The sequence below is a fragment of the Micromonospora globbae genome, assembly GCF_036184225.1.
GTDB lineage: Bacteria > Actinomycetota > Actinomycetes > Mycobacteriales > Micromonosporaceae > Micromonospora > Micromonospora globbae.
The window spans coordinates 4,177,561-4,198,435 of sequence record NZ_CP108084.1; the positions used below are offsets into that span (position 1 = coordinate 4,177,561).

21 protein-coding genes are annotated in these 20,875 nt (G+C 70.0%); 3 read left to right on the plus strand and 18 right to left on the minus strand.

Going from position 1 to position 20,875, the window contains the following annotated elements:
* Positions 1-33 precede the first annotated feature (33 nt).
* The gene (locus OG994_RS18565; protein ID WP_120328627.1) at positions 34-2,304 is read left to right on the plus strand and encodes an ATP-binding cassette domain-containing protein; all 2,271 of its coding nucleotides are present in this window, start codon (positions 34-36) and stop codon (positions 2,302-2,304) included.
* Here the strand turns inward: OG994_RS18565 and OG994_RS18570 are convergent.
* The 10 genes from OG994_RS18570 to OG994_RS18615 form a co-directional block, all read right to left on the minus strand.
* Positions 2,288-3,016 carry a GntR family transcriptional regulator gene (locus OG994_RS18570; protein ID WP_158610094.1) on the minus strand — a complete coding sequence of 243 codons (729 nt, stop codon included), beginning with the start codon at positions 3,014-3,016 and terminating at the stop codon, positions 2,288-2,290. The genes OG994_RS18565 and OG994_RS18570 overlap by 17 nt on opposite strands.
* A 121-nt stretch (positions 3,017-3,137) precedes the next feature.
* Positions 3,138-4,340, minus strand: coding sequence for a dipeptidase (locus tag OG994_RS18575; protein ID WP_204985184.1), 1,203 nt, complete (start codon positions 4,338-4,340; stop codon positions 3,138-3,140).
* Positions 4,341-4,372: 32 nt separating this feature from the next.
* Positions 4,373-5,377 carry an ABC transporter ATP-binding protein gene (locus OG994_RS18580; RefSeq protein WP_120328629.1) on the minus strand — a complete coding sequence of 335 codons (1,005 nt, stop codon included), beginning with the start codon at positions 5,375-5,377 and terminating at the stop codon, positions 4,373-4,375.
* Positions 5,346-6,329, minus strand: a complete 984-nt coding sequence (locus tag OG994_RS18585) for an ABC transporter ATP-binding protein (RefSeq protein WP_328850444.1) — start codon at positions 6,327-6,329, stop codon at positions 5,346-5,348. The genes OG994_RS18580 and OG994_RS18585 overlap by 32 nt, the downstream gene beginning before the upstream one ends.
* A complete protein-coding gene (locus OG994_RS18590) occupies positions 6,326-7,162 on the minus strand; it encodes an alpha/beta fold hydrolase (RefSeq protein ID WP_328850445.1) in 837 nt (278 codons plus the stop codon). The genes OG994_RS18585 and OG994_RS18590 overlap by 4 nt, the downstream gene beginning before the upstream one ends.
* Positions 7,159-8,340, minus strand: a complete 1,182-nt coding sequence (locus OG994_RS18595; RefSeq protein WP_120328632.1) for a M24 family metallopeptidase — start codon at positions 8,338-8,340, stop codon at positions 7,159-7,161. The genes OG994_RS18590 and OG994_RS18595 overlap by 4 nt, the downstream gene beginning before the upstream one ends.
* 2 nt (positions 8,341-8,342) lie before the next feature.
* Entirely contained in the window at positions 8,343-9,224 is an 882-nt protein-coding gene (locus OG994_RS18600; protein ID WP_328850446.1) for an ABC transporter permease, read from the minus strand.
* 58 nt (positions 9,225-9,282) lie between these two features.
* Entirely contained in the window at positions 9,283-10,236 is a 954-nt protein-coding gene (locus tag OG994_RS18605) for an ABC transporter permease (protein WP_120328633.1), read from the minus strand.
* A gap of 32 nt (positions 10,237-10,268) precedes the next feature.
* Complete coding sequence (locus tag OG994_RS18610) at positions 10,269-11,894, minus strand: ABC transporter substrate-binding protein (RefSeq protein WP_328850447.1); 1,626 nt, start codon at positions 11,892-11,894, stop codon at positions 10,269-10,271.
* The gene (locus OG994_RS18615; protein ID WP_240032927.1) at positions 11,891-13,105 is read right to left on the minus strand and encodes a dipeptidase; all 1,215 of its coding nucleotides are present in this window, start codon (positions 13,103-13,105) and stop codon (positions 11,891-11,893) included. Before OG994_RS18615 ends, OG994_RS18610 begins: the two co-directional genes overlap by 4 nt.
* A gap of 403 nt (positions 13,106-13,508) precedes the next feature.
* Between OG994_RS18615 and OG994_RS18620 the strand changes: the two genes are divergently transcribed.
* Positions 13,509-14,336 (plus strand): DUF72 domain-containing protein, encoded by an 828-nt coding sequence (locus OG994_RS18620; protein WP_328853744.1) that lies wholly within the window; start codon positions 13,509-13,511, stop codon positions 14,334-14,336.
* Positions 14,337-14,376: 40 nt separating this feature from the next.
* Here the strand turns inward: OG994_RS18620 and OG994_RS18625 are convergent, their stop codons facing one another.
* From OG994_RS18625 to amcA (OG994_RS18655), 7 genes are all read right to left on the minus strand, one after another.
* A complete protein-coding gene (locus OG994_RS18625; protein ID WP_328850448.1) occupies positions 14,377-15,000 on the minus strand; it encodes a low temperature requirement protein A in 624 nt (207 codons plus the stop codon).
* Positions 15,000-15,686 (minus strand): low temperature requirement protein A, encoded by a 687-nt coding sequence (locus OG994_RS18630; RefSeq protein ID WP_328850449.1) that lies wholly within the window; start codon positions 15,684-15,686, stop codon positions 15,000-15,002. Before OG994_RS18630 ends, OG994_RS18625 begins: the two co-directional genes overlap by 1 nt.
* Positions 15,687-15,922: 236 nt before the next feature.
* Positions 15,923-16,585 (minus strand): pentapeptide repeat-containing protein, encoded by a 663-nt coding sequence (locus OG994_RS18635; RefSeq protein ID WP_120328639.1) that lies wholly within the window; start codon positions 16,583-16,585, stop codon positions 15,923-15,925.
* A gap of 61 nt (positions 16,586-16,646) precedes the next feature.
* A complete protein-coding gene (gene amcA / locus OG994_RS18640) occupies positions 16,647-16,826 on the minus strand; it encodes a multiple cyclophane-containing RiPP AmcA (protein WP_120328640.1) in 180 nt (59 codons plus the stop codon).
* Positions 16,823-17,959, minus strand: coding sequence for a cyclophane-forming radical SAM peptide maturase AmcB (gene amcB / locus OG994_RS18645; RefSeq protein ID WP_120328641.1), 1,137 nt, complete (start codon positions 17,957-17,959; stop codon positions 16,823-16,825). Before amcB ends, amcA (OG994_RS18640) begins: the two co-directional genes overlap by 4 nt.
* The gene (locus OG994_RS18650) at positions 17,956-18,303 is read right to left on the minus strand and encodes a hypothetical protein (RefSeq protein ID WP_120328642.1); all 348 of its coding nucleotides are present in this window, start codon (positions 18,301-18,303) and stop codon (positions 17,956-17,958) included. Before OG994_RS18650 ends, amcB begins: the two co-directional genes overlap by 4 nt.
* Positions 18,300-18,464, minus strand: coding sequence for a multiple cyclophane-containing RiPP AmcA (gene amcA, locus OG994_RS18655; protein ID WP_192902130.1), 165 nt, complete (start codon positions 18,462-18,464; stop codon positions 18,300-18,302). The genes OG994_RS18650 and amcA (OG994_RS18655) overlap by 4 nt, the downstream gene beginning before the upstream one ends.
* Before the next feature lie 370 nt (positions 18,465-18,834).
* Here amcA (OG994_RS18655) and OG994_RS18660 point away from each other — a divergent pair, with 370 nt between their 5' ends.
* Positions 18,835-20,061, plus strand: a complete 1,227-nt coding sequence (locus tag OG994_RS18660; RefSeq protein WP_192902131.1) for a helix-turn-helix domain-containing protein — start codon at positions 18,835-18,837, stop codon at positions 20,059-20,061.
* A 6-nt stretch (positions 20,062-20,067) separates the two neighbouring features.
* On the opposite strand, the gene OG994_RS18665 is transcribed toward OG994_RS18660, so the two are convergent.
* On the minus strand, positions 20,068-20,748 hold the full coding sequence (locus OG994_RS18665) for a YdcF family protein (protein WP_192902325.1): 681 nt from the start codon (positions 20,746-20,748) through the stop codon (positions 20,068-20,070).
* Positions 20,749-20,875: the final 127 nt, after the last annotated feature.

The window sequence follows — 20,875 nt, forward strand, 5'->3', positions numbered from 1 at the left end:
GGTTCCGGCCACATCTGGTCGTAGCGTCGGGCCATGGCCACCCGACACATCCGGATCCGGGGAGCCCGGACCAACAACCTGAGGTCGCTCGACGTCGACGTGCCGCGCGGACGGCTGGTCGTGTTCGTGGGCGTGTCCGGCTCGGGCAAGTCGTCGCTGGTGTTCGACACGATCGCCGCCGAGGCCGGGTACCAGCTCAACGAGACCTTCCCGCCGTTCGCCCGCAACCGCCTGCCGAAGTGGACCCGACCCGAGGTCGGCCAGATCGACGGTCTCTCGCCGGTGGTCGTGATCGACCAGCGGCGCCTCGGCGGCAACGCCCGCTCCACCGTCGGCACGATCACGGACGCGTGGACGTACCTCCGGCTCCTGTTCTCCCGCCTGAGCACGCCGCACGTCGGCGAGTCCCACCACTTCTCCTTCAACGACCCCGCCGGGATGTGCCCCACGTGCTCGGGGCTCGGTGAGCGCATCGTGAGCGCCGTCGACCGTTTCCTCGACCTGGACCGGTCGCTGCGCGACGGTGCCATCCTGTTGCCGGGCTTCGGCAACGGCGGCTACTGGTACTCGCAGTACGCCGACATCGGGACCTTCGACGCCGACACCCCGTTGCGGGACTGGACGCAGGCCGAGCGGGACGCGCTCCTGTTCGGCGGGGAGCACGCCGCGCGTCTCGGCACCCGGCTCCCGAAGGACTACGAGGGTGTCGTCGAGCGGTTCGAGCGCATCCACCTGCGGACCTCGGACGACCTGTCCGACCGCAAGCGGGAGACGATCGCCCGGTTCACCCGTTCCGCCGTCTGCCCGGACTGCCACGGCGACCGGCTCAACGCGGCCAGCCGGAGTGCCACCCTCCTCGGCCACACCATCGGCGAGATGGCGCGGATGGAGATCAGCGAGCTCGCCGACCTCGTCACGAAGGTGGACGAGCGGCCGGTGGCTCCCGTCGTGGCCGCGCTGAAGGCCCGGCTGGACGCCCTCGTCACGATCGGGCTCGGCTACCTCCACCTGGGACGGGCCACCACGACCCTCTCCGGCGGCGAGTCCCAGCGGATCAAGACCGTCAAGCACCTGGGCAGCAGCCTCGTCGAGATGGTCTACATCTTCGACGAACCGACCGTGGGCCTCCACCCCCACGACGTGTCCGCCATGACCGCCCTGCTGCGACGGCTGCGCGACAAGGGCAACACCGTCCTCGTCGTGGAGCACGACCCCGCGGTCATGGCGGTCGCCGACCAGATCGTCGAGGTCGGGCCGGGCGCCGGCGACCAGGGCGGCCGGCTCGTCTTCCAGGGCGCCTTCGCCGACCTCCGCCGCGCCGGCACGCCCACCGCCGCCGCCCTGGCGCGGCACGCACCCGTCAAGGACCGCCCCCGGGCACCGCACGGCCACGTCACGGTCGCCGACGCCACCCGCAACAACCTCCGCAACGTGACCGTCGACATCCCGACCGGCGTCCTGACCGTGCTCACCGGCGTCGCCGGCTCCGGGAAGTCCAGCCTCGCCGCCGAACTCGTCGCCCAGCACGACGCCGTCGTGATCGACCAGCGGCCGGTCAGCCCCAACCGCCGGTCGAGCCCCATCACCTACACGGGCATCGCGGCGCCCATCCGCAAACTGTTCGCGCGCCACAACGGCGTCCCCGCCAGCCTGTTCAGCGCCAACTCCGACGGCGCGTGCCCGGACTGCGACGGCCTCGGCGTCGTCCACACCGATCTGGCCTTCATGGACGGCCAGGAGACGGTCTGCGAGACCTGCCAGGGCCGCCGCTTCACCCCCGAGGTGCTGCGCCACACCGTCGACGGCCTGTCCATCGCCGACGTCGACGGCCTCACCATCGCCGAGGCCATCCAGCGACTACCCGACCCGGCGATCACGCGGGCGCTCCGCCACCTCGACGACGTCGGCCTCGGCTACCTGCGGCTCGGCCAGCCGCTGACCACCCTCTCCGGCGGCGAGTCCCAGCGCGTCAAGATCGCGAAGGAGCTCCGCGACACCACCGGCCCGACCCTCTACGTGCTCGACGAGCCCACCACGGGGCTCCACCTCCGCGACGTCGACACGCTGCTCGGCATCCTCGACGCCCTGGTCGACCGCGGCCACACCGTCGTGGTCATCGAGCACAACCTCCACGTCATCCGGCAGGCCGACTGGCTCATCGACCTCGGCCCCGGCCCCGGGAAGCACGGCGGACGGATCCTCTACCAGGGCCCGGTCGCGGGCGTCACCGGCACCGCCACCGCCGCGGCCCTCGCCGAGCCCGATCCGTCCGGAGGCCGCCCCGGCCTCACCCGCCGCGACTGATCCGCAGGGTCAACACATCGGTACGCACGGTGATGTGCCCGTGGAATAGCGGCGCGCCGTTCGCTCCGTAGCCGATCTGGGTGGCGGTGACCAGCGGATGCCCCACCGCGACGCCGAGCCGGGCGTTGGCCTCCTCGTCGGCGAGCACGGCGGCGAGTTCGATCTCCGCGCGCCGGACCGGCATGCCGGTCGCGCTCGCCAGGAACTCGAACATGTCGAGGTCGATGCTGACCAGCCCGGACGGGTCGAGGTCGTGCCCGTCGAAGCGCAACGGCAGGTGGTCCCGGATCCAGGCCGCCGCCACCCCGTCCACGGCGAAGAGCCGGTCGACGCGCCACACCGGCGAGTCCGGCTCCAGGCCGAGCACCTTCGCGCAGTCAGCCGGGCACTTCGCCCGGCTGACCGCCGCGTCCTGGAGGGTCGGGCGGTGGCCCGAGGCGGTGATCCGGTCCCGCAGCGCGGTGACGTCGCCGATCGACACGGGCACCCGCTCGACGCCGTCGTGCACGAAGGTGCCGATGCCCCACGTACGGGTCACCACTCCCTCGCTGGCGAGCTGGCCGAGTACCTCGCGCACCGTGGCCCGGCTGACCTCCAGCCGTTCGGCCAGTTCCCGCTCGTTGGGCAGTTTGTCCCCGGATCGGAACTCACTGGCGATGAGCTCCCGAAGCCGACCGCGCGCGGTCTGCAGCGCGGTCTCGCGCCGAGCCATCCACTCCCACCTCATCGCTCCTGCCGCCGCCGTTGGCGGCGTACGGAGTGTAGTTTGTCGGTCCCCCACCGGTGTATCGGCCGGAGGGAGCTACCAGACTCGCTCCCGCACCCTGCGGGTGCTACCAGACCTGTTCGAGCACCCGCAGGGTGTTGCCGCCGACGACCTTGGCGATCTCGTCGTCGGAGTAGCCGTGCTTCACCAGCCAGCCGACGATGTTCCCGAACGCCTCGCCGGGGTTCTCCACACCGGAGACGTACTCCACCCGCGGGTGCTCCGGCCGCTCGCCGGAGTCGTGCGCGTAGTTCCCGGCGTAGGTGTTGTGCACCCCCACGTGGTCGCCGAACATCGTGTCCGGCCCGAACGTGACGTGGTCGATGCCGACCAGGTCCACGCAGTACGTGAAGTGGTCCATCACCGACTCGATCGAGTGGTGCGGGTGGTCGGCCGAGAGGGTGGTGTGGGGCGCGGCCTCGATGCCGATCACGCCACCCCGCTCGGCGCAGGCCCGGATCACCTCGTCCGGCTTCATCCGAGGGGTGTTCCAGACCGAACGGGCACCGGCATGGGTGATGAACACCGGAACCCGACTGGCCTCGATCACGTCCAGCGAGGTCCGATCGCCGGAGTGCGAGATGTCGATGGCGATACCGAGCTTGTTCATCCGGTCCACCGCACGCCGACCGAAGTGGGTCAGCCCACCGTCGCTGCGCTCCGACAGGCCACCGCCGAGCATGTTCGCCTGGCTGTACGCGATCCCGAGCTGGCGGACGCCGAAGCCGTAGAGGATGTCGATCCGGTCCAGCTCGTTCTCGATGGGCGTGGCGCACTCCAGGCCCGCGACGAGCGCCAACCGGCCGTCCCGCTTCGCGGCGCGGATGTCCTCCACCGAGGTCGCCAGGAAGATGTAGTCCTGCTTGTAGAGGTCGCTCATCCGCATCCCGAGGGCGTAGACGAGGTCGTTCCACTTCCAGCCGTTCTCGCTCGTCACACAGGACGCCCCGGCCATGAAGTTGTCGAACACCGCCGTGAGGCCGGACCGGGCCAGGCCCTCGTAACCGGTGCGCTGGCGGGCGGTGCGGTTGTAGGCGCGGAGCTCGCGGACGTCCTCCGGCAGGATCACCGGGTGCTCGTGCAAGGAGATCGCGATGTTCTCGGCGAGCAGCCGGCTGACCCGCTCACGCTGGGCGGTCGTGAGCCCGAGGTCGTGCTCGGGCACCCGGCCGACCTCCGGGGCCAACGCGAACACCCGGTAGTCCACGTGCGGCTCCAGGTACGAGTAGGACCTGTGCCCCTGGTACCGGGGGGCTGGTTCTTGCAGCAAGACACCTTCTCCTTCGAAACGGTGGCTGGTCGCTACGCGGCCAGTGGGTAGTGGCAGGCAACCGGGTGTGCCCCGGCTGCCAGCGGCGGCTCCGTGGTGGAGCAGGTCTCCGTCGCCTGCCAGCAGCGCGTCCGGAACCGGCAACCCGACGGCGGGTCGACCGGGCTGGGCGGGTCGCCGGGCAGCAGGATCCGCTGACGCTCGCCCCGTGCGGCGGGTTCCGGCACCGGGACCGCGGAGAGCAGCGCCTTCGTGTACGGGTGCCGGGGCGTGTCGTACAGGCTCGCCTCGGGGCCGGTCTCCACGAGCTTGCCCAGGTACATGACGGCCACCCGGTCGGAGATGTGGCGCACCACGGACAGGTCGTGCGCGATGAAGACGTACGCCACACCCAGCTCGTCCTGGAGCCGCTCGAGCAGGTTGACGACCTGGGCCTGGACCGACACGTCGAGCGCGGAGACCGGCTCGTCGCAGACGATGACGTCGGGTTGCAGGGCGAGCGCCCGGGCGATCCCGATGCGCTGGCGCTGCCCGCCGGAGAACTGGTGCGGGTAGCGGTCCAGGTGCAGGGCCGGGTCGAGGCCGACCAGGTCGAGCAGCTCCCGGATCCGGTCCAGCCGGCGCCGCCGGTCCAGAACGTCGGGGTGGATCTCGAAGGGCTGGAGCAGGATCTCCCGGATCGTGCGCCGCGGGTTCAGCGAGGTGTACGGGTCCTGGAGCACGATCTGGATCCGGCGCCGCAGCGCGCGCAGCTCCCGGCCCCGGGCCGTGTGCACCACCGAGTCGCCGAACCGGACCGCGCCGGAGGTGGGCTGTTCCAGCCCGACCAGCATCCGCGCCAGGGTCGTCTTCCCGCAGCCGGACTCGCCGACCACGCCGAGCGTCTCGCCTCGGCACAGGTCGAACGAGACACCGTCGACGGCCTTGACGACACCGCCGGTCGTGAACGGCACCCGCCCCTTGAGCGGGAAGTGCTTGACCAGGTTCTCGACCCGCAGCACCACGTCATCTCCGGGTGGCACGACGCACCTCCTCATGGTGGTGGCACGCGCTGGACCGGTTGCCGGGCAGCACGGCCAGCGGCGGCAGGGTCACGCGGCACTCGTCGGTGACCCGGGGACAGCGCAGGTGGAACGGGCAGCCGGCGGGGAGCATGGCCGGGTTCGGCGGTGCTCCCGGGATCGCGTAGAGCACGTCGTCACGCCGGTCCACCCGGGGCATCGAGGCGAGCAGCCCCTCGGTGTACGGGTGCGCGGGGCCGTCGAAGATCTGCTGGACCGTGCCCCGCTCGACGATCCGGCCGGCGTACATGACGGCCACGTCGTCGGCGACCTCGGCCACCACACCGAGGTCGTGGGTGATGAGCATGAGGCCCATCCCGCTGTCCCGCTGGATCTCCGCGAGCAGCTCCATCACCTGGGCCTGCACGGTCACGTCGAGGGCGGTGGTGGGCTCGTCGGCGATCAGCAGGTCCGGTTCGAGGGCGATGGCCAGCGCGATCATGATGCGCTGCCGCATGCCACCGGAGAACTGGTGCGGGTAGTCGCGGATCCGGTCCTTCGCGGCCGGGATCCGGACCCGGTCGACCAGTTCGACGGCCCGGCGGCGGGCGTCGGCCTTGGACATGCCACGGCGGACCCGCAGCACCTCCATGATCTGGTGCCCGACGGTGAAGACCGGGTTGAGCGCGGCCATGGCGTCCTGGAAGACCATGCCGATCTCCTCGCCGCTGACCCGGTCGCGCTGTCTGCGCGACAGGGTGAGCAGCTCCCGGCCGCGCAGCCGCACCGAACCGGTGATCCGGGCCGGCGGGGCGTCGAGGATGCCCATCACCGCCTGCGCGGTGACGCTCTTGCCGGAACCGGACTCGCCGAGGACCGCGAGGGTCCGCCCCGCGTCGACCTCGAGCGACACCCCGTTCACGGCGTTGACGGGCCCGGTGCCGCCGGGGAACGTGACCCGCAGGTCGGCGATCTCCAACAGGGTCATCGCAGCACACCGGCTTCGGCGAGGAAGTCGCGCACCACCTGCTGGAACAGCTCCGGCTCCTCCAACTGCGGCGAGTGCCCGGACTTCTCGAAGACCACCAGCCGGCTGTCGGGGATCAGGTCGGCGATGACCTGGGAGGCCGCCACCGGCGTACGCCAGTCGTGCCGGCCCACGGTCACCAGCGTCGGGCAGGTGATCGACGGCAGCTTCGGCTTGAGGTCGTAGCGCGGCATGTTCTGCCCGAAGGCCGCGTTGTGCGTCCGGTAGTGGAACCGGGTGGCGTTGAGCTTCGCCTCGTCCTTGGCCGGGTCGTGCTGGTGGTCGTAGAGCGGAAGGATGGCACGCCAGTACTCGCGCAGCTGCTCGTTGCTCTCGAACCGGCCGGTGCCGATCCGCTCGATGACCCACTCCGGGATCACCGTACGGTCGGTGTTGCGGGCACGTTCGACGGCGAGGTGGTCGTGCGCGGTGTCCGCCGCCGTGTCGCGGAGCACCAGCGCGGAGACCCGGTCCGGGTGGGCGATGGCGTACTCCATGGCGATGAACCCGCCGTACGAGCCGCCGGCCATGACGATCTTCTCGTAGCCGAAGTGCTCCCGGATGGCGTCCACGTCGGCCACCCACTGCTCGTGGGTGAACGGCTCGTCGTCGCTGGACTCGCCGGAGCCCCGGGCGTCGAAGACGATCACCCGCATCCGGTCGGCGAACGGGCCGAAGGAGCGCTTCGGCTCGCTGCGGGAGCCGAGCCCGGGTGCGCCGTGGTGCACGATCATCGCCGGTCCGTCGGTCGGGCCGAACGCCTCGACCACCAGTTCTGCGCCGTTGATTTTCATCGGACTCCCTCGATGACGTTCGATGCCAGGTCGCGCGGGTAACGGGTGAGCCTGCGCGGGCCGTCCTCCTCGACGAGGACCGTGTCGGAGATGCGGTAGCCGGCGTGGCCGGGCACGTAGACGCCGGGCTCGCTGGAGAGCAGCATCCCGGGGGCGAGCACGGTCTCGTCGCCGTCCTCGACCCACGGCGCCTCGTGGTTCTGCAACCCGATGCCGTGCCCCTGCCGGTGCCGGATGTAGTCGCCCAGGCCGTGCTCGCGCAGCACGTCGAGACAGATCCGGTTGACCTCGGCGCAGGTCCGCCCGGCGGTCATCGCCTGGGTGCCGACCTCCTGCGCCTCCCGGTCGGCCTCGTAGTAGCGCACCTGCTCGGGCGTGGGCTCGCCCACCACGAAGGTGCGTTCGCTCTCCACGAACCGGCTGGCCACCGCCGCGCCGAGGGAGAGGATCAGCGTGTCGCCGGGCTCGATCCGGCGGCGGGTCGGCAGGCCGTGCGGCAGGGCCGAGTTCGGGCCGGCGTACACGAGACCCCCGGCCAGCTTCGTGGTGTAGACGACGAGGTCGTACTCGGCGTACATCCGGTCGGTGCCGTACCCGATCACGTGCCGGGCGATCTCGTCCTCGCGCGGCAGCGGCCCCCCGGTCGCCAACGCCTCCTCGATCAGGGCCCGGCCCGCGCCGAGCATCTCGTCGCAGATCCGCGCGGCGGCCTCGTGGAACGGGATCTCCTCGGGGAACTTGCGCAGCCGCAGCCGGGCCACCACGTCGGTGGTCTCCAGGGTGGCGCCCGCGATGGCCTGCAACAGCGCGCGGTACGTGCCGACCGACACCCCGGCGCTCAACCCGATCCGGCGGGTGCGGCCGCCGGGCCGGGGCAGCGCCGCGGCGAGGGTCTGCTCGGCGGTGACGACCCCCGGGTACTCGAAGTAGCTGACGGTCGGCACCCGCACGCCCTGCTGCGCCGCGTACTCCTCGTCGAGCCGCGGGATGACCAGCAGCGGATCCCCCTCGCGGGGCATCCACAGGTAGACCGGCCGTTCGGTGGCGATGTAGAAGAAGCCACTGAGGAAGGCGACGTCCGCCGGGGACGTGGCGAGGAAGCCGTCCAGGCCGCGCTCGTCGAGCGCCTCGTTGAGGCGGTTGCGGACGCTGGTGTAGAAGCTGTCGGGCAGTCGCATGGTCAGGCTCCGTTGCGGCGGGGGTCACGGGTGTCGTTGAACCGCATTCCGGCGACGGTGGCCGCCAGCACGAGCAGCAGGATCGCCACAGACGGGAAGAGCGTCTGCCACCAGGCGATGGCGACCACCCCGCTGCGCTGGGCGTTGAGCAGGATGCGGCCCCACGACCAGGCGTCCGGGTCGCCCAGACCGAGGAAGCTCAGGCCGGCCTCGGAGATCACCGCCCGGGAGGCGGTGAGCAGCACGCTCACGATCACCAGCGAGACGACCGCGGGCAGGATCTCGCGGGTGACGATCCGCCACCCGGAGGCGCCGAGCACGCGCGCGCCGTCGATGTACGGCATCGCGCTGATCACCAGGCCCTGGGACCGGATCAGGCGGGCCACCTCGGGCCAGGCGAAGAACCCGATGATGAGGGTCAGCGTCCAGAGACTGGGGTTGACCACCGCGGCCAGCATGATCATCAGCGGCAGGGTGGGCAGCGCCAGCATCACGTCGGTGACGACCGTGGCGACCGCGTCGATCGGACGGAAGTACGCCGAGGCCAACCCGATCGCCGTGCCGAGGACGATCGCGATCAGCGAGGCGGCCAGTCCGATCACGAGGCTGGTCCGGGTGCCCCACACGACCTGGGCGAAGATGTCCTGCCCGAGGTCGTCCGTACCGAACCAGTGCGCGCCGGACGGCGGTTGCAGCACGTCCGGGCCGGCGCCGGCCGGCTCGTCGGCGATCACCGGCGCGAGGAGCGCGAGCGCCACCATCACGACGAGCACCAGCACGGACAGCGCCGCGGAGGGTTGGCGCAGGTAGGCGAACCAGGACCGCCTCGCGACGGCCGGGGCGACCGGCGGCACCGCCTGCTCGGTCAGCACGGGGGCGCTCACGGCACCCTCCCTTCGGGGGTGGGGGCGGACGGGTTCGGGCGGGCGGAGGCGCGCGCGTTCACAGCCGGATCCGGGGGTTGAGGACGGCGTAGAACATGTCGGTCAGCGCGTTGGCGAACACCACCGTGACGGCGAGCATGATGAACGCGCCCTGGAGCACCGGGTAGTCCTGCTGGCCGACGGCTTCGAAGATGAGCCGGCCGACCCCCGGGTAGGCGAACACGGTCTCGGTGAGCACGGCGCCGCCGACCAGGGTGCCCAACTGGAGACCCATGAGGGTCAGCGCCGGCAGGATCGCGTTGCGCAGGCCGTGCTTCCACACCCGCCGCCGGGCCGAGAGTCCCCGGGCCTGGGCGGCCCGGATGTAGTCCTCGCCGAGGACCTCGATCATGTTTGTCCGCAGGGTCAACGCGTACGGGCCGAGCTGCACCAGCACCAGCGACAGCACCGGCAGGACCAGGTGGTGGGCGAGGCTCAGGTAGGCCGCCGCGCCCCGGGTGTCCGGGTCGATCGCCCCGCCGATCGGGAACCAGCCGAGGCGGGCTCCCAGGAAGACCAGCAGCAGCATGGCGACGCTGGGCACGAAGAGCGCGTGCCCGCCGATGCCGAGCGCCTGGAGCGCCCGGTCCAGCCACCGGCCCCGGTTCACGGCGGCGGCCACCCCGATCGGGATGCCGACGGCCACGGTGACGACGAACGCGGTGCCGGCGAGCAGCAGGGTCCAGGGCAGACGGTCGACGATGATGTCGACGACCGGCTGGATCTGCCGGAACGAGATGCCCAGGTTGCCCTGGACCAGCTCACGCAGGTACGAGACGTACTGCTCCCACAACGGCCGGTCCAGGCCGTACGTCTTGAGCAGCGCCGCCTGCATCTCCGGCGTCATGTCCCCCTCGACCATGAGGGTCGTGGGGTCCCCCGGCAGCAGCCGGAGCAGGAAGAACGTCGAAGTGATCGCAATCCACACGGTCAGGACGGCCTTCAGTGCCCGACTGAGCACGAAACGCGCCACGGGGGACCCCTCCTCTCCCTAGGACTTTCCGGTCACTTGGCCGGGGTGACCTGGGCCAGCGAGTACGCGGTGACCATGCCGAGCAGGTCCGACGGCGACGGGACGAAGCCGGTGAACTTGCTGGCGTTGTAGGCGAACTGGAAGTTCTCCACGTACAGCGGGGTCAGGTACGCCTGGTCGTGCACGACCTTGTCGATGTTCTTGATCTTGGCCTTGAACGCCTCCGGGTCGGTGGTGGCGGCCGCGTCGTTGATCAGCTGGTCCATCTCCGGCGACTCGAGCAGGTTGTAGTTGATGCCGCCCGGGTTGCTGGACAGGTAGGTGCTGCGCAGCTGGTCCATCGGGTTGTCGAACACGCCCCACTGCGACGCGTCGATGTCGTACTCGCCGTTCTTGGTCCGGGAGAGGAACGTGTTCCGCTCGACGCACTCGTTCTCGAGCTTGATGCCGGCCTTGGCGGCGCTCTCCCGGAAGAGCTGCACCACGCGGGTGATGTTCGCGTTGGACTGGTCGCACGCCACCCCGAAGGCCAGCTCGTCGAAGAAGCCGTCGTTGTTCGCGTCCTTGTAGCCGGCCGCGCTCAGCTTCGCCTTCGCCCCGGCGGGGTCGAACGGGTACGGCTGGAGCTCGGTGTTGTCGTACTCGGAGAAGATCGGCGAGATCGGGCCGGCCATCTGCTGGCCGTCGCCCTGGAGGACCGACGAGATGATCGACTTGGTGTCGACCGACATCGACAGCGCCTGCCGGACCTGCTGGTCGGCCAGCTGCTTGTTCTTCATGTTGTAGGTCAGGTGCGCGAAGCCCAGCGCGCCCACCTTCACCAGCTTGATGTTCGAGTCGGCCTGGAACGTCTTCACCGCCGACACCGGCACCGGGGTGCCCATGAGGTCGATGTCGCCGTTGCGCAGCGCCAGCATCATCGTGTTCACGTCCGGGTAGACGCGGTACTCGACCTGGCTGACCGCGGCCTTGCCGCCCGGCGCGAGCGGGTAGTTCGGGTTGCGCTTCATGACGTAGCGCTGGCCCTTGGTGATGCTGTCGAGCACGAACGGGCCGGCGCCGACCCAGTTCGAGTCGTTGGGGAACTTGGACAGGTCACCGGCGGACTCGAAGACGTGCTTCGGCACGATCGACATCCAGAAGCCGACGCCCTCGGCGAACGGCGCGTACGGCTGCGAGAGCTTGAACTTGACGGTGGTCGCGTCCGGCGCCTCGATGGACTCGACCCACGTCAGCTTCGCGGCGACGTTGCCGAGCTTGTACTTCATGATCATTTCGGCGCTGAACTTGACGTCGTCCGCGACCACCGGCTTGCCGTCGGTCCACGTGAAGTCGTCCCGCAGCACGAACACGGCCGTCTTGCCGCCGTCCTCGTAGCGGTACTCCTTCGCCAGCTCCGGCACCTTCTTCGCGTTCTCGTCGATCCGCAGCAGGTGCGGGTACATCGCGTTGAGGATCCACGAGTCGGTCTTGCTCAGCGACTGGAGCGGGTTGAAGTTGCTCACGTCGGTGGTGGTGCCGATGCGCAGCACCGAGCCGTCCGTCGACGTGGTCGAGGACCCGGTGTCCTCGTTCAGGCTGCAGCCGGAGATCCCCAGCGTCGCCGCCACGCCGAGCGCGACAGCGAGCCGCCACCGACCCTTGACCGTCTTTCTCACCAAACCTCCTCAAGAACCCGGATGATGTTGCCGCCGATGACCTTGGCGATCTCGTCGTCGGAGTAGCCGTGCGTGACGAGCCAGCCGACGATGTTGCTGAAGCACTCCGCCGGGTTCTCCATGCCGCTCACGTACGGGACACGGGGGTGGTCCACCACTCCGTGGGCCTGCCCGATCGCCAGGTGCTGGGTGAAGCTGTCGTGCAGCCCGACGTGGTCACCGAAGTTGGTGTCCGGGCCGAACGCCACGTGGTCGATGCCGACCAGGTCCACGCAGTACGTGAAGTGGTCCATCACCGACTCGATCGAGTGGTGCGGGTGGTCGGCCGAGAGGGTGGTGTGGGGCGCGGCCTCGATGCCGATCACGCCACCCCGCTCGGCGCAGGCCCGGATCACCTCGTCCGGCTTCATCCGAGGGGTGTTCCAGACCGAACGGGCACCGGCGTGGGTGATGAACACCGGAACCCGACTGGCCTCGATCACGTCCAGCGAGGTCCGATCGCCGGAGTGCGAGATGTCGATGGCGATACCGAGCTTGTTCATCCGGTCCACCGCACGCCGACCGAAGTGGGTCAGCCCACCGTCGCGGGTCTCGGAGAGGCCGGATCCGAGCATGTTCGCCTGGCTGTACGCGATGCCCATCTGCCGGACACCGAAGCCGTAGAGGATGTCGATCCGGTCCAGCTCGTTCTCGATCATCGTGGCCGCTTCGAGACCGGCCACCAGGGCGATCTGCCCGTTGCGCTTGGCCTCGCGGATCTGGTCGAGCGTGGTCGCCACGACGACGTGGTCCTGCTTGGCGATGTCGGCGAAGCGGAGGCCGATGTCGTAGATGACGTCGTCCCACTTCCAGGCGTGCTCACTGGTCACGCAGCCGGTGCCGTTCATGAAGTTGTCGAAGACCGCGGTGAGTCCGGAGCGGGCCATCCCCTCGAAGCCGAACGCGTTGCGGCCGGTGCGGTTGTAGTCGCGCAGCTGGGAGACGTCGGCCGGCAGGATCTTCGGGTGCTCGTGCAGCGAGATCGCGATGTGCTCGCGGAGCAGGCGGGCCACCCGGGCGCGCTGCTCGTCGCTGAGGCCGAGGTCGTGCTCGGGCACCCGCCCGAGTTGGGGAGCGAGCTCGAAGACCTTGTAGTCGACGTGCGGGGTCAAGTAGTCGAAGGACCGGTATCCGGCGTAGCGGGGGGCGGCGTCCTGCACTCGGCGACTCACCTCGTCAGGGTTAGAGGTATGAGGAATGAGGTCTGACCTCGTGGCACGGGAGGTTAATCGAGGAATCAACACCTACGGAATACCTCGTGACCCGACCGTTACCTTCGAGTGGCGACATCGCCGCAGGTCAAGCCCACTCTGTGGGAATCACCGGGTGCGCCGCTCGCCGGCGACCCCGAAGCGACCACGCTGACTTCCACCGGACGGACCATCAGCCCAACCGCCGACCGGAGGCCCACGGAGGCCGAGTGGTCAGACCTCTTCGGTTGTCTGGCAGACCGCTGCCCTTGCCGCCCTCGCGGCATTCCGCGACCCCGCCCGGACGCGCCCCGACGGCGGCCTGGCAGGGTGGAGCCGGGTCGAGCGAGGAGGGTCGGGCGTGCGTCTTCACGTGGGGTGTGCGATGTGGACGCACAAGGCATGGCAGGGACGCTTCCTGGCGCACCCTCTGCCGGCCCACGAACGTCTGCGGCACTACGCGGGCTGGTGCACCGCCGTCGAGGGGAACACGACGTTCTACGCCACGCCGACCCGCGACACCGTGGCCTCCTGGGCACAGCAGACCGACGACGACTTCCGGTTCGTCCTCAAGCTCCCGAAGACCGTCACGCACGAACGCCGCCTCACCCACGCCGACGAGCCGCTGCGCGCGTTCCTCGACGCGATCGAGCCGCTCGGTCCACGCGCCCACGCGCTCTGGATCCAGCTGCCCGGATCCTTCGCACCCGCCGACGTGCCCGTCCTCGCCCGCTTCCTGCGGACACTCCCGACCGACCACCGGTACGCCGTCGAGGTCCGCCACCCCGCGTTCTTCGACGACCCGCGGGCCGTCCGGCTCCTCGAGGACGCGCTCGCCACCGTGGCCGCCGAATGGATCCCGTTCGACACCACGGCGTTCTTCCGCAGCCCGCCGAGCAGCGACGCGGAGCGGGACGCGTGGGTCAAGAAACCGCGGGTGCCGCTGCGGACGGCCGCGCTGACCGACCGGCCGATCGTCCGCTACCTCGGACGCGACGACACCGCGCGGACCGTCGAGGGCTGGCGGCACTGGGTCGACGTCACCGCCGGGTGGCTGCGCGAGGGCCGCTCACCGACCGTCTTCGTCCACACCCCCGACAACGCCGACGCGCCGCTGCTCGCCCGCCGCTTCCACGACGAGGTACGCGCCCGCGTACCCGAACTGGAGCCACTCCCCCAGCCGATCCCCGTCGAGCCCCTGACCCTCTTCTGACGGCCGCCGGCAGGCGAGCCGTACCCCCGCTTGCTCAGCGTCATTCGGGGGTCGGATCCGCGCGCCTGGTCTCCGGGCTGCTCCACCACGGCCAGTTCGATCTCGCATCGAGCGGGTGGGGCTCCTCCGGCGGCCGGTGAGCAGCCCGGCGGGTGTCGACGTACGCGATGCCGAACAGCACGGCGGCGGCGGTGACCCCCGCGGCCAGCGGCGGGGCGGCCACGAGCGGCAGGAAGGTGAGGAGGAGGATGCCGATCCCGATCCAGCGGCGTCGGGAGACCCGGGAGAACACCGCGCGCTCCAGGGCGGCGCGCCCGACCAGGAAGCAGGCCGGCCCGCCGAGGATCATGGCCAGCCAGGCCGGGAAGGTGTACCCGAGCGGGTGGTGCTGGACGAGCTCGTACCCGATCGCGGTGATCACGATCCCGAAGATCATCAGGGTGTGCGCACTCGCGATGAAGCCCCCCACCTTCCCGGGGTTCCGCGCCTTGACGGCGGCCTCACCGAGCACCTGCCCGGCGCGCTGGAAGTAGATGCGCCACAACAGCACCGTGGTAACGAACGCCGTGAGCAGCCCGAGACTCTCGTAGCCGCCGGGCCGGTCCTTGTTCGTGGTGAAGGTGATGCCGACAGCGAGGATCGTCTCGCCCAGGGCGATCAGCATCAACTGCTGGTACCGCTCGGCGAGATGGTGGGGGCCATCTCCCACACCGCCTGTCTCCCCCGCCCCAGCCGCGGCAACGGCCAGCCCAGTCGTGCCGCGCCGAAGTCGACGATCACCGCCAGGATCCACAGCACGACCTGGGCCCCGCCGGTGGTCAGGCCGCCGAGGATCCAGAACGCTCCCCCGACGGCGAGCCAGACCGTGGCTCGGAGGTACAGCCGGCCCAGCGGATGCGCACCGATGATGTACACGAAGATCAACAACCGGCCGACCTGGTTGAGCGTGTACGCCAGCGCGAACGACAGGTCGCCCGCGCCGTCGAAGGCGTGCGGCACGCTCGTACCCATGATCAGCACGGCGAACGCCGCGACCAGGGTCGACCGTTGGAGCGCGGGAGTCCGCGGGTCGAACCGGGCGGTGAGGTAGGCGGTGATCGTCCACGTCCAGAGCAGTGGCGCGAACAGCAGCAGCGTACGGCCGAGACCCGCCCACCGGGCCAGATAGTCCGCGGGCGCCTGGCCGGGCACCTCGAGGTCGGCGACCCCGGAGGACACCAGCCGGTTGAGGGCGAACACCATCACCAGGTCGAAGAACAGTTCCACGTACGTGGCCTGCTGGGCGCTCTCCCGCTTCCGCAACAAGGCGACGCCGTAACCCCGGCTCCAGCGCTCCCGATCCCTCGCCACCCTGCCATCGCACCGCATCGCCCGCAGGCGTACGGCGACAATCACCAGATCGCTCCGCGACGTGGGTCGCGGGACCAGTGGCCGGCCAGGGGGCAACTCGGGCCCGGAGGTCGGGATCGTGCAGAACGATCAGGGCCTGGTCCGCACGGCCGGCCCTACCGGTGTCACTGCTGGCGCGCCGCCGGGGAAGCCCGGCCCTGCGGATCACGAGTCCGGTTACCCCCGAACACCTCGGGTCACTCGTCACGAACCGCGAGGTCGAGGACGTCGATGGTCAGCTGGGTGAGGTCAGGAAGCTGGCCGCGGCCGACAGTGACGCCGCGCAGGTTGTCGAGGGACGTCTTCAGCCCGTGGAGACGGCTGCCCCGCAGGTCGGTGCCGACGAGGTGGCAGGAATCCAGGTCCAGGCCAGCGAGGTCACATGACCGCAGCGCGATGCGAGGTAGCCGGCAGGAAGACCACGCACCGTTCGTGAGAATGCAGTCGGTGAACGCGACCGAGCCGCCGGCGGCGACGCGCTGGAAGGTGGCGTAATCGAAGCGGCAGCCGTCGAACAAGACGTCCTTGAGGCGTACGTCGGTGAGTCTGGTGCCAGTGAACCGTGAGCCGGTAATGGCGCACCGTTCGATGGTGATGCCGGTCAGGGTCGCGCCGGAGAAGTCGGTGCGGGTGATCTCGCAGCCGTAGAGGCTGCCGGCTTCCCAGATGCTCTCGCTCAGGTCCACGCCGGTGATCAGGCTGCTGCGGATGCGGGCGTCTTCCAGGTGCGAGCCGTGCCACGCGGCGCCCTCGACGAGGGCCTCGGTGAGGCCGTCGGCCAGGTTCGTCGTGGTGTCGAGGTCGTCCGGTTCGAGGTCCGGCAGTAGGACCTTCACGTCGCCGATCGTGGTGGTGCGCATGTGTCCTCAACCTGTGTGGGCGCGGGGTGGGCACGCCACCCCGCGCGTCCCGTGGTGGGGGCTACTTCTTGTTCCAGTTGTCCCAGCCGGGTCGGCTGTCGAACTTTCCCTTGTTGTCCCAGGTGGGGCGGTTGTCGAACTTCGCCGCGTCGATCGACGCTACCGACCGCTGCGGGTCGACGCCGAGGCGGGCCAGTTGCTCGGGTGCGGCGTTGACAAGGGTCGCGAGAGCGTTGGTCATGGTGCTCCTCCTTGAGGGGTCAGGTGGTCCGCAGCGGCACGGACGAGGGCTTGTCGAGTGGTTCGGCAGTAGGTGGTCTCGCGGGCGGTGAACGTCGCGTGTTCGAAGTAGCGGTTGCCGGCCTGGGCGCCGCGGCAGAAGTCGTAGAAGGCGCAGTGGTCGGCGCAGTCGTTGAGGGCCGTAATGAACTCGGCGACGTAGTCCAGGTCGCCGGCGCGGGCGAGCATGGCGGTGATGGGTTGCTGGAGGACGTTGCCGGCGATGAAGTCGCCGTATCGCGGCTCGGTGATGCCGAGTAGTTCCGGTGACAGCAGCACCACCTGTCCATCCCAGGAGACGGTCGGGATCGGCTCGTACGGCGCGTGGTCGACGTGTCCGGCGCGGGTGACGACGACATAGTCGGCCAACCGGTCCACGTCGCGGATGCGCAGCGGGCTGCCGCCGACGCGACGTTCGATGAGGTGCTTCCAGAACCGGTACGCGGCATCCTCCGACACCGGTGCCCGGTCGGTGCCCTCCTGCTCTTCGATGTTGAAGCCCACGGACTCGCAGCCGGGCAGGCCGGTGAAGAAGTCGAGGAGGGCGTCCGCGTGGTCGATGGTTGCCGGTGTGACAACACAGATCACGGAGTACTCCAGCCCCGCGTCGGTCAAGGTCTGCATGCCGCGCAGGGTTCGGGCATCCGTCGACTTGCCGGCCCGGTCGAGGCGGTTTCGGTTCAACACGCCCGGTCCGTCAATGCTGACCCCGACCTCGAACCCGTAGGTGGTGAACAGTTCGCACCACTGTCGGTTGATCAGCGTGGCGTTCGTCTGGATCTCGTGACGCACCATCCCCGCACGCCGCAGTTGCTCGAACGGGGCCAGCAGATCGCGGAACAGCCCGATGGGTGTGGCGGTGGGTTCGCCCCCGTGCCACACGACACTCACGGGACGTCCGCTGTTCTGCTGGGCGATCGACTCCGCGCATGCCTGCGCGACCGCGCCGCTCATGAGGCGGAGGGATCTCCGGTCGGGCAGGTAGCAGTAGGTGCAGTCGAGGTTGCAGAAGCTCGTCGGCTGCACGACCAGGGTGTGGAAGCTGCCGGCGATCGCCGGTTGGCCGGTGGCGCTGATGAGGCCGATGCCGTTCACGATGAGGCCTCTTCGATGCTGGCGGCGGTGGTGGTACTGACGCGGTAGGCGTGGGTGTGGCGGGCGGGCCAGCCGAGGAACCGGTCGAACATGTCGGCGGCGCTGCCCGTGACGCTCGGGTTGAGCCGGTGGAGGTCGTCGATCGCGTCGTGTAGGCAGCTGGCCAGGTAGAGGAACAGGCTCACCGGCACTTCCCGGTACTCGGCCAGGAGCGCGAGCTTCGCCGCGCCGCAGGGCCACGGCTGCCCGCATCGACGGCACAGCCACAGCGGGCGCATCGGCAGATGTTCCACCCCGGTTGGCGCGAGCCGGTTCGCCGCGAGACGGCGCTGCGGCCCGGTCACCGGCGACCGCCCTCGCGGGCCCGCTGCTCGAACAGCCGACGCCACACGAAGGTGAGCAGCGGCGGGTCAGCGGGCCACACCTGCCCCTGCTTGGACGTCCACCTGGGCTCGGGGCGCCGGGACTGGCTAGCCATGGCGTTACGCGAGATGTACACCGTCATGCCGCCACCCCCACCAGGGACGATGAGCGGTGGGCTCGCCGGGGGAATGGCGAGCCCGCCGCCGCATCACGGCGGCTGGGAGCAGGCCGCCGATCACCCACCCACGCAGCCCTCATGGCGGTACGCAGGCGGGGAGAACACCGAGACAGGTCGCTCCCGGACGGGCCGAGCCAGCGGCCCAAGCCGTGGTGTGGTGCGCCGCTCATCGATCCCTCCATCTGCAGCTCCCTGCCAGTCATCCCCGACACCGGCATCGACACGCGCCGGTGATCTGGGGTGAACTGAACGTAGGGGCGGTCCGTACGGAGGACCGGGAAAATCCGTACCGGGTCCGGCGGCCTTCAGCGGGCAGGGTGATGGTGTGCGAGGGATGACGGACGACATGACGATCGGCCAGCGCGTCGCCTTCTACCGGCGGAGGCGAGGGCTGTCCCAGGAGGTGCTGGCCGGTCTGGTCGGCAAGACGCAGGAGTGGTTGCGCAAGGTTGAGACGAACCGGGCCGACCTGGACCGGCTGTCGGTGATACGCGCAATCGCCAAGGCCCTGGACGTGTCCCTCGGCGACCTGATCGGTGCACCGAGCCTGTTCGAGTGGTCGGACGACTCAGGTCGCGAGACCATCCCCGCCTTGCGGGCCGCGCTTCACGACTATCGTCACCTCGCGCCGGCGCTGGCCAGCACGGGGGACGTCGAGGCTCCCGCCCTGCGCGAGATCGAGAACGACGTCGCCGAGATCTGGACCGCCTACCAGCACTCGCGGTACGGCACCCTCGCCCGCCGGCTGCCCTACCTCATCCACGACTGCCTCACCGCCACCGAGGCGTACGACGGAGACGACGGTCGGCGCGCGCATGCGATGACTGCCTACGCTCACCAGCTCGCCGCGTTGTTCCTCACCAAGCTCGGCGAAGGTGACCTCGCGTGGACCGCCGCCAGCCGAGGTCTCGCCGCCGCCAACGCCAGCCACGACCACGTCGTCATCGGCTCACTCAGCCGCTCCGCCGCACACTCCCTGGTCTCCATCGGCGAATATGCGCAGGCTCGTAGCCTCGCCGCCACCGCCGCGCAGTTTCTTGAACCACGGCTCACCAGGCCCACGCCGCAACTGCTTTCGGTCTACGGCAGCCTGCACCTCGTTTGCGCGCTGGCCGCCGCCCGGGACGACGACCGCGCCTCCGCCGACACCCACATCGCCGAGGCCGACGCCGCAGCACACCAGCTCGGCGCCGACGGCAACCACGTGTGGACCGCGTTCGGGCCAACCAACGTGTCAATCCACAAGACGACCGTGGCCATGGAACTCGGCGACGTGCAACGCGCCATCGTAATCGGCGCGCACCTCGACACCAGCACCGTGCCCGTCGAGCGGCAGGTTCGGCACGCCATCGAAACCGCCCGAGCCCTTGCCCGGTGGAACCGCATCGACGACGCGCTCGCCGCGCTCCTGAACGCAGAGATCATCGGGGCTGACCAGGTGCGCTACCACCAGCTCTCCCGCGACCTCGTTCGGGACATTCTCACCCGCCCCCGGCCACCCCGACTGGCCGTCGAACTCAGCGACCGGATGGGCGTCCGGTCGGGAGGGCCGCGCTGGTAACTAAGCTCAGATCAGCCGGCTCGTGTAGCCAGCCGCCACCAGACGCTCGAACGCCGTCCGCACCTCGTCCGGTATCTCCTGCGGGATCGCGAACCCGCGCTCGGCGTACACCTCGATCCGCTGCGTGTCGCCGACCAGCATGTCCACCACCCGCCGCGGGTCGCCGATGCTGCTCACATAGTCGTCCAGCTCCAGGGGGTTCGACGCGCACACCACGTTGACCTCCGGCCACATCAGCCTGCACGTGGCGTAGGCCCGACGCTGCTGGTAGGGCCTCGACATGATCAGCACCGACTGCACCGGGATCTGTCGTTCGTTGAGGAGCCTGCGCGAGTACTCCAGGTTCTGGGCGGTGTTCGTTGCGCGCGGTTCCACGAGAATCGCTTCCGCAGGTACGCCCTGCTCGACGGCGTACTCGCGGTAGTGCATCGCTTCTCCCCGTGGGAACCGTTCGACGGTCGTCGGGGCGTTCGCGCCGGTGAACACGATCCTTGGGAACAGGCCCTCGTGAAACAGGCGCGTCGCGATGACCGCCACGCCGAGGTCGTGACTGCCCAACCCGATCCCCACGTCGCACGGGCGCAACTCGTGACGCATGTCGTGGTAGCGCCAGAGCGTCTCCACGTCCGCCCGGATAGCGTCGGGAATCGCCTCGGCATGTGCCGCCGCATGCCGGTTCATCAGCACCTACCAGTCCGGTCCGCGGTGGGTTCCCTCATGCCGCCAGCGTAGGGGTAGCAGGGCAGCACGACGCCGCTGACTTCAGCACCACGCCGCCGGCCTCGTGACGGTCAGGAGGTTGGCGTCGGCAGGG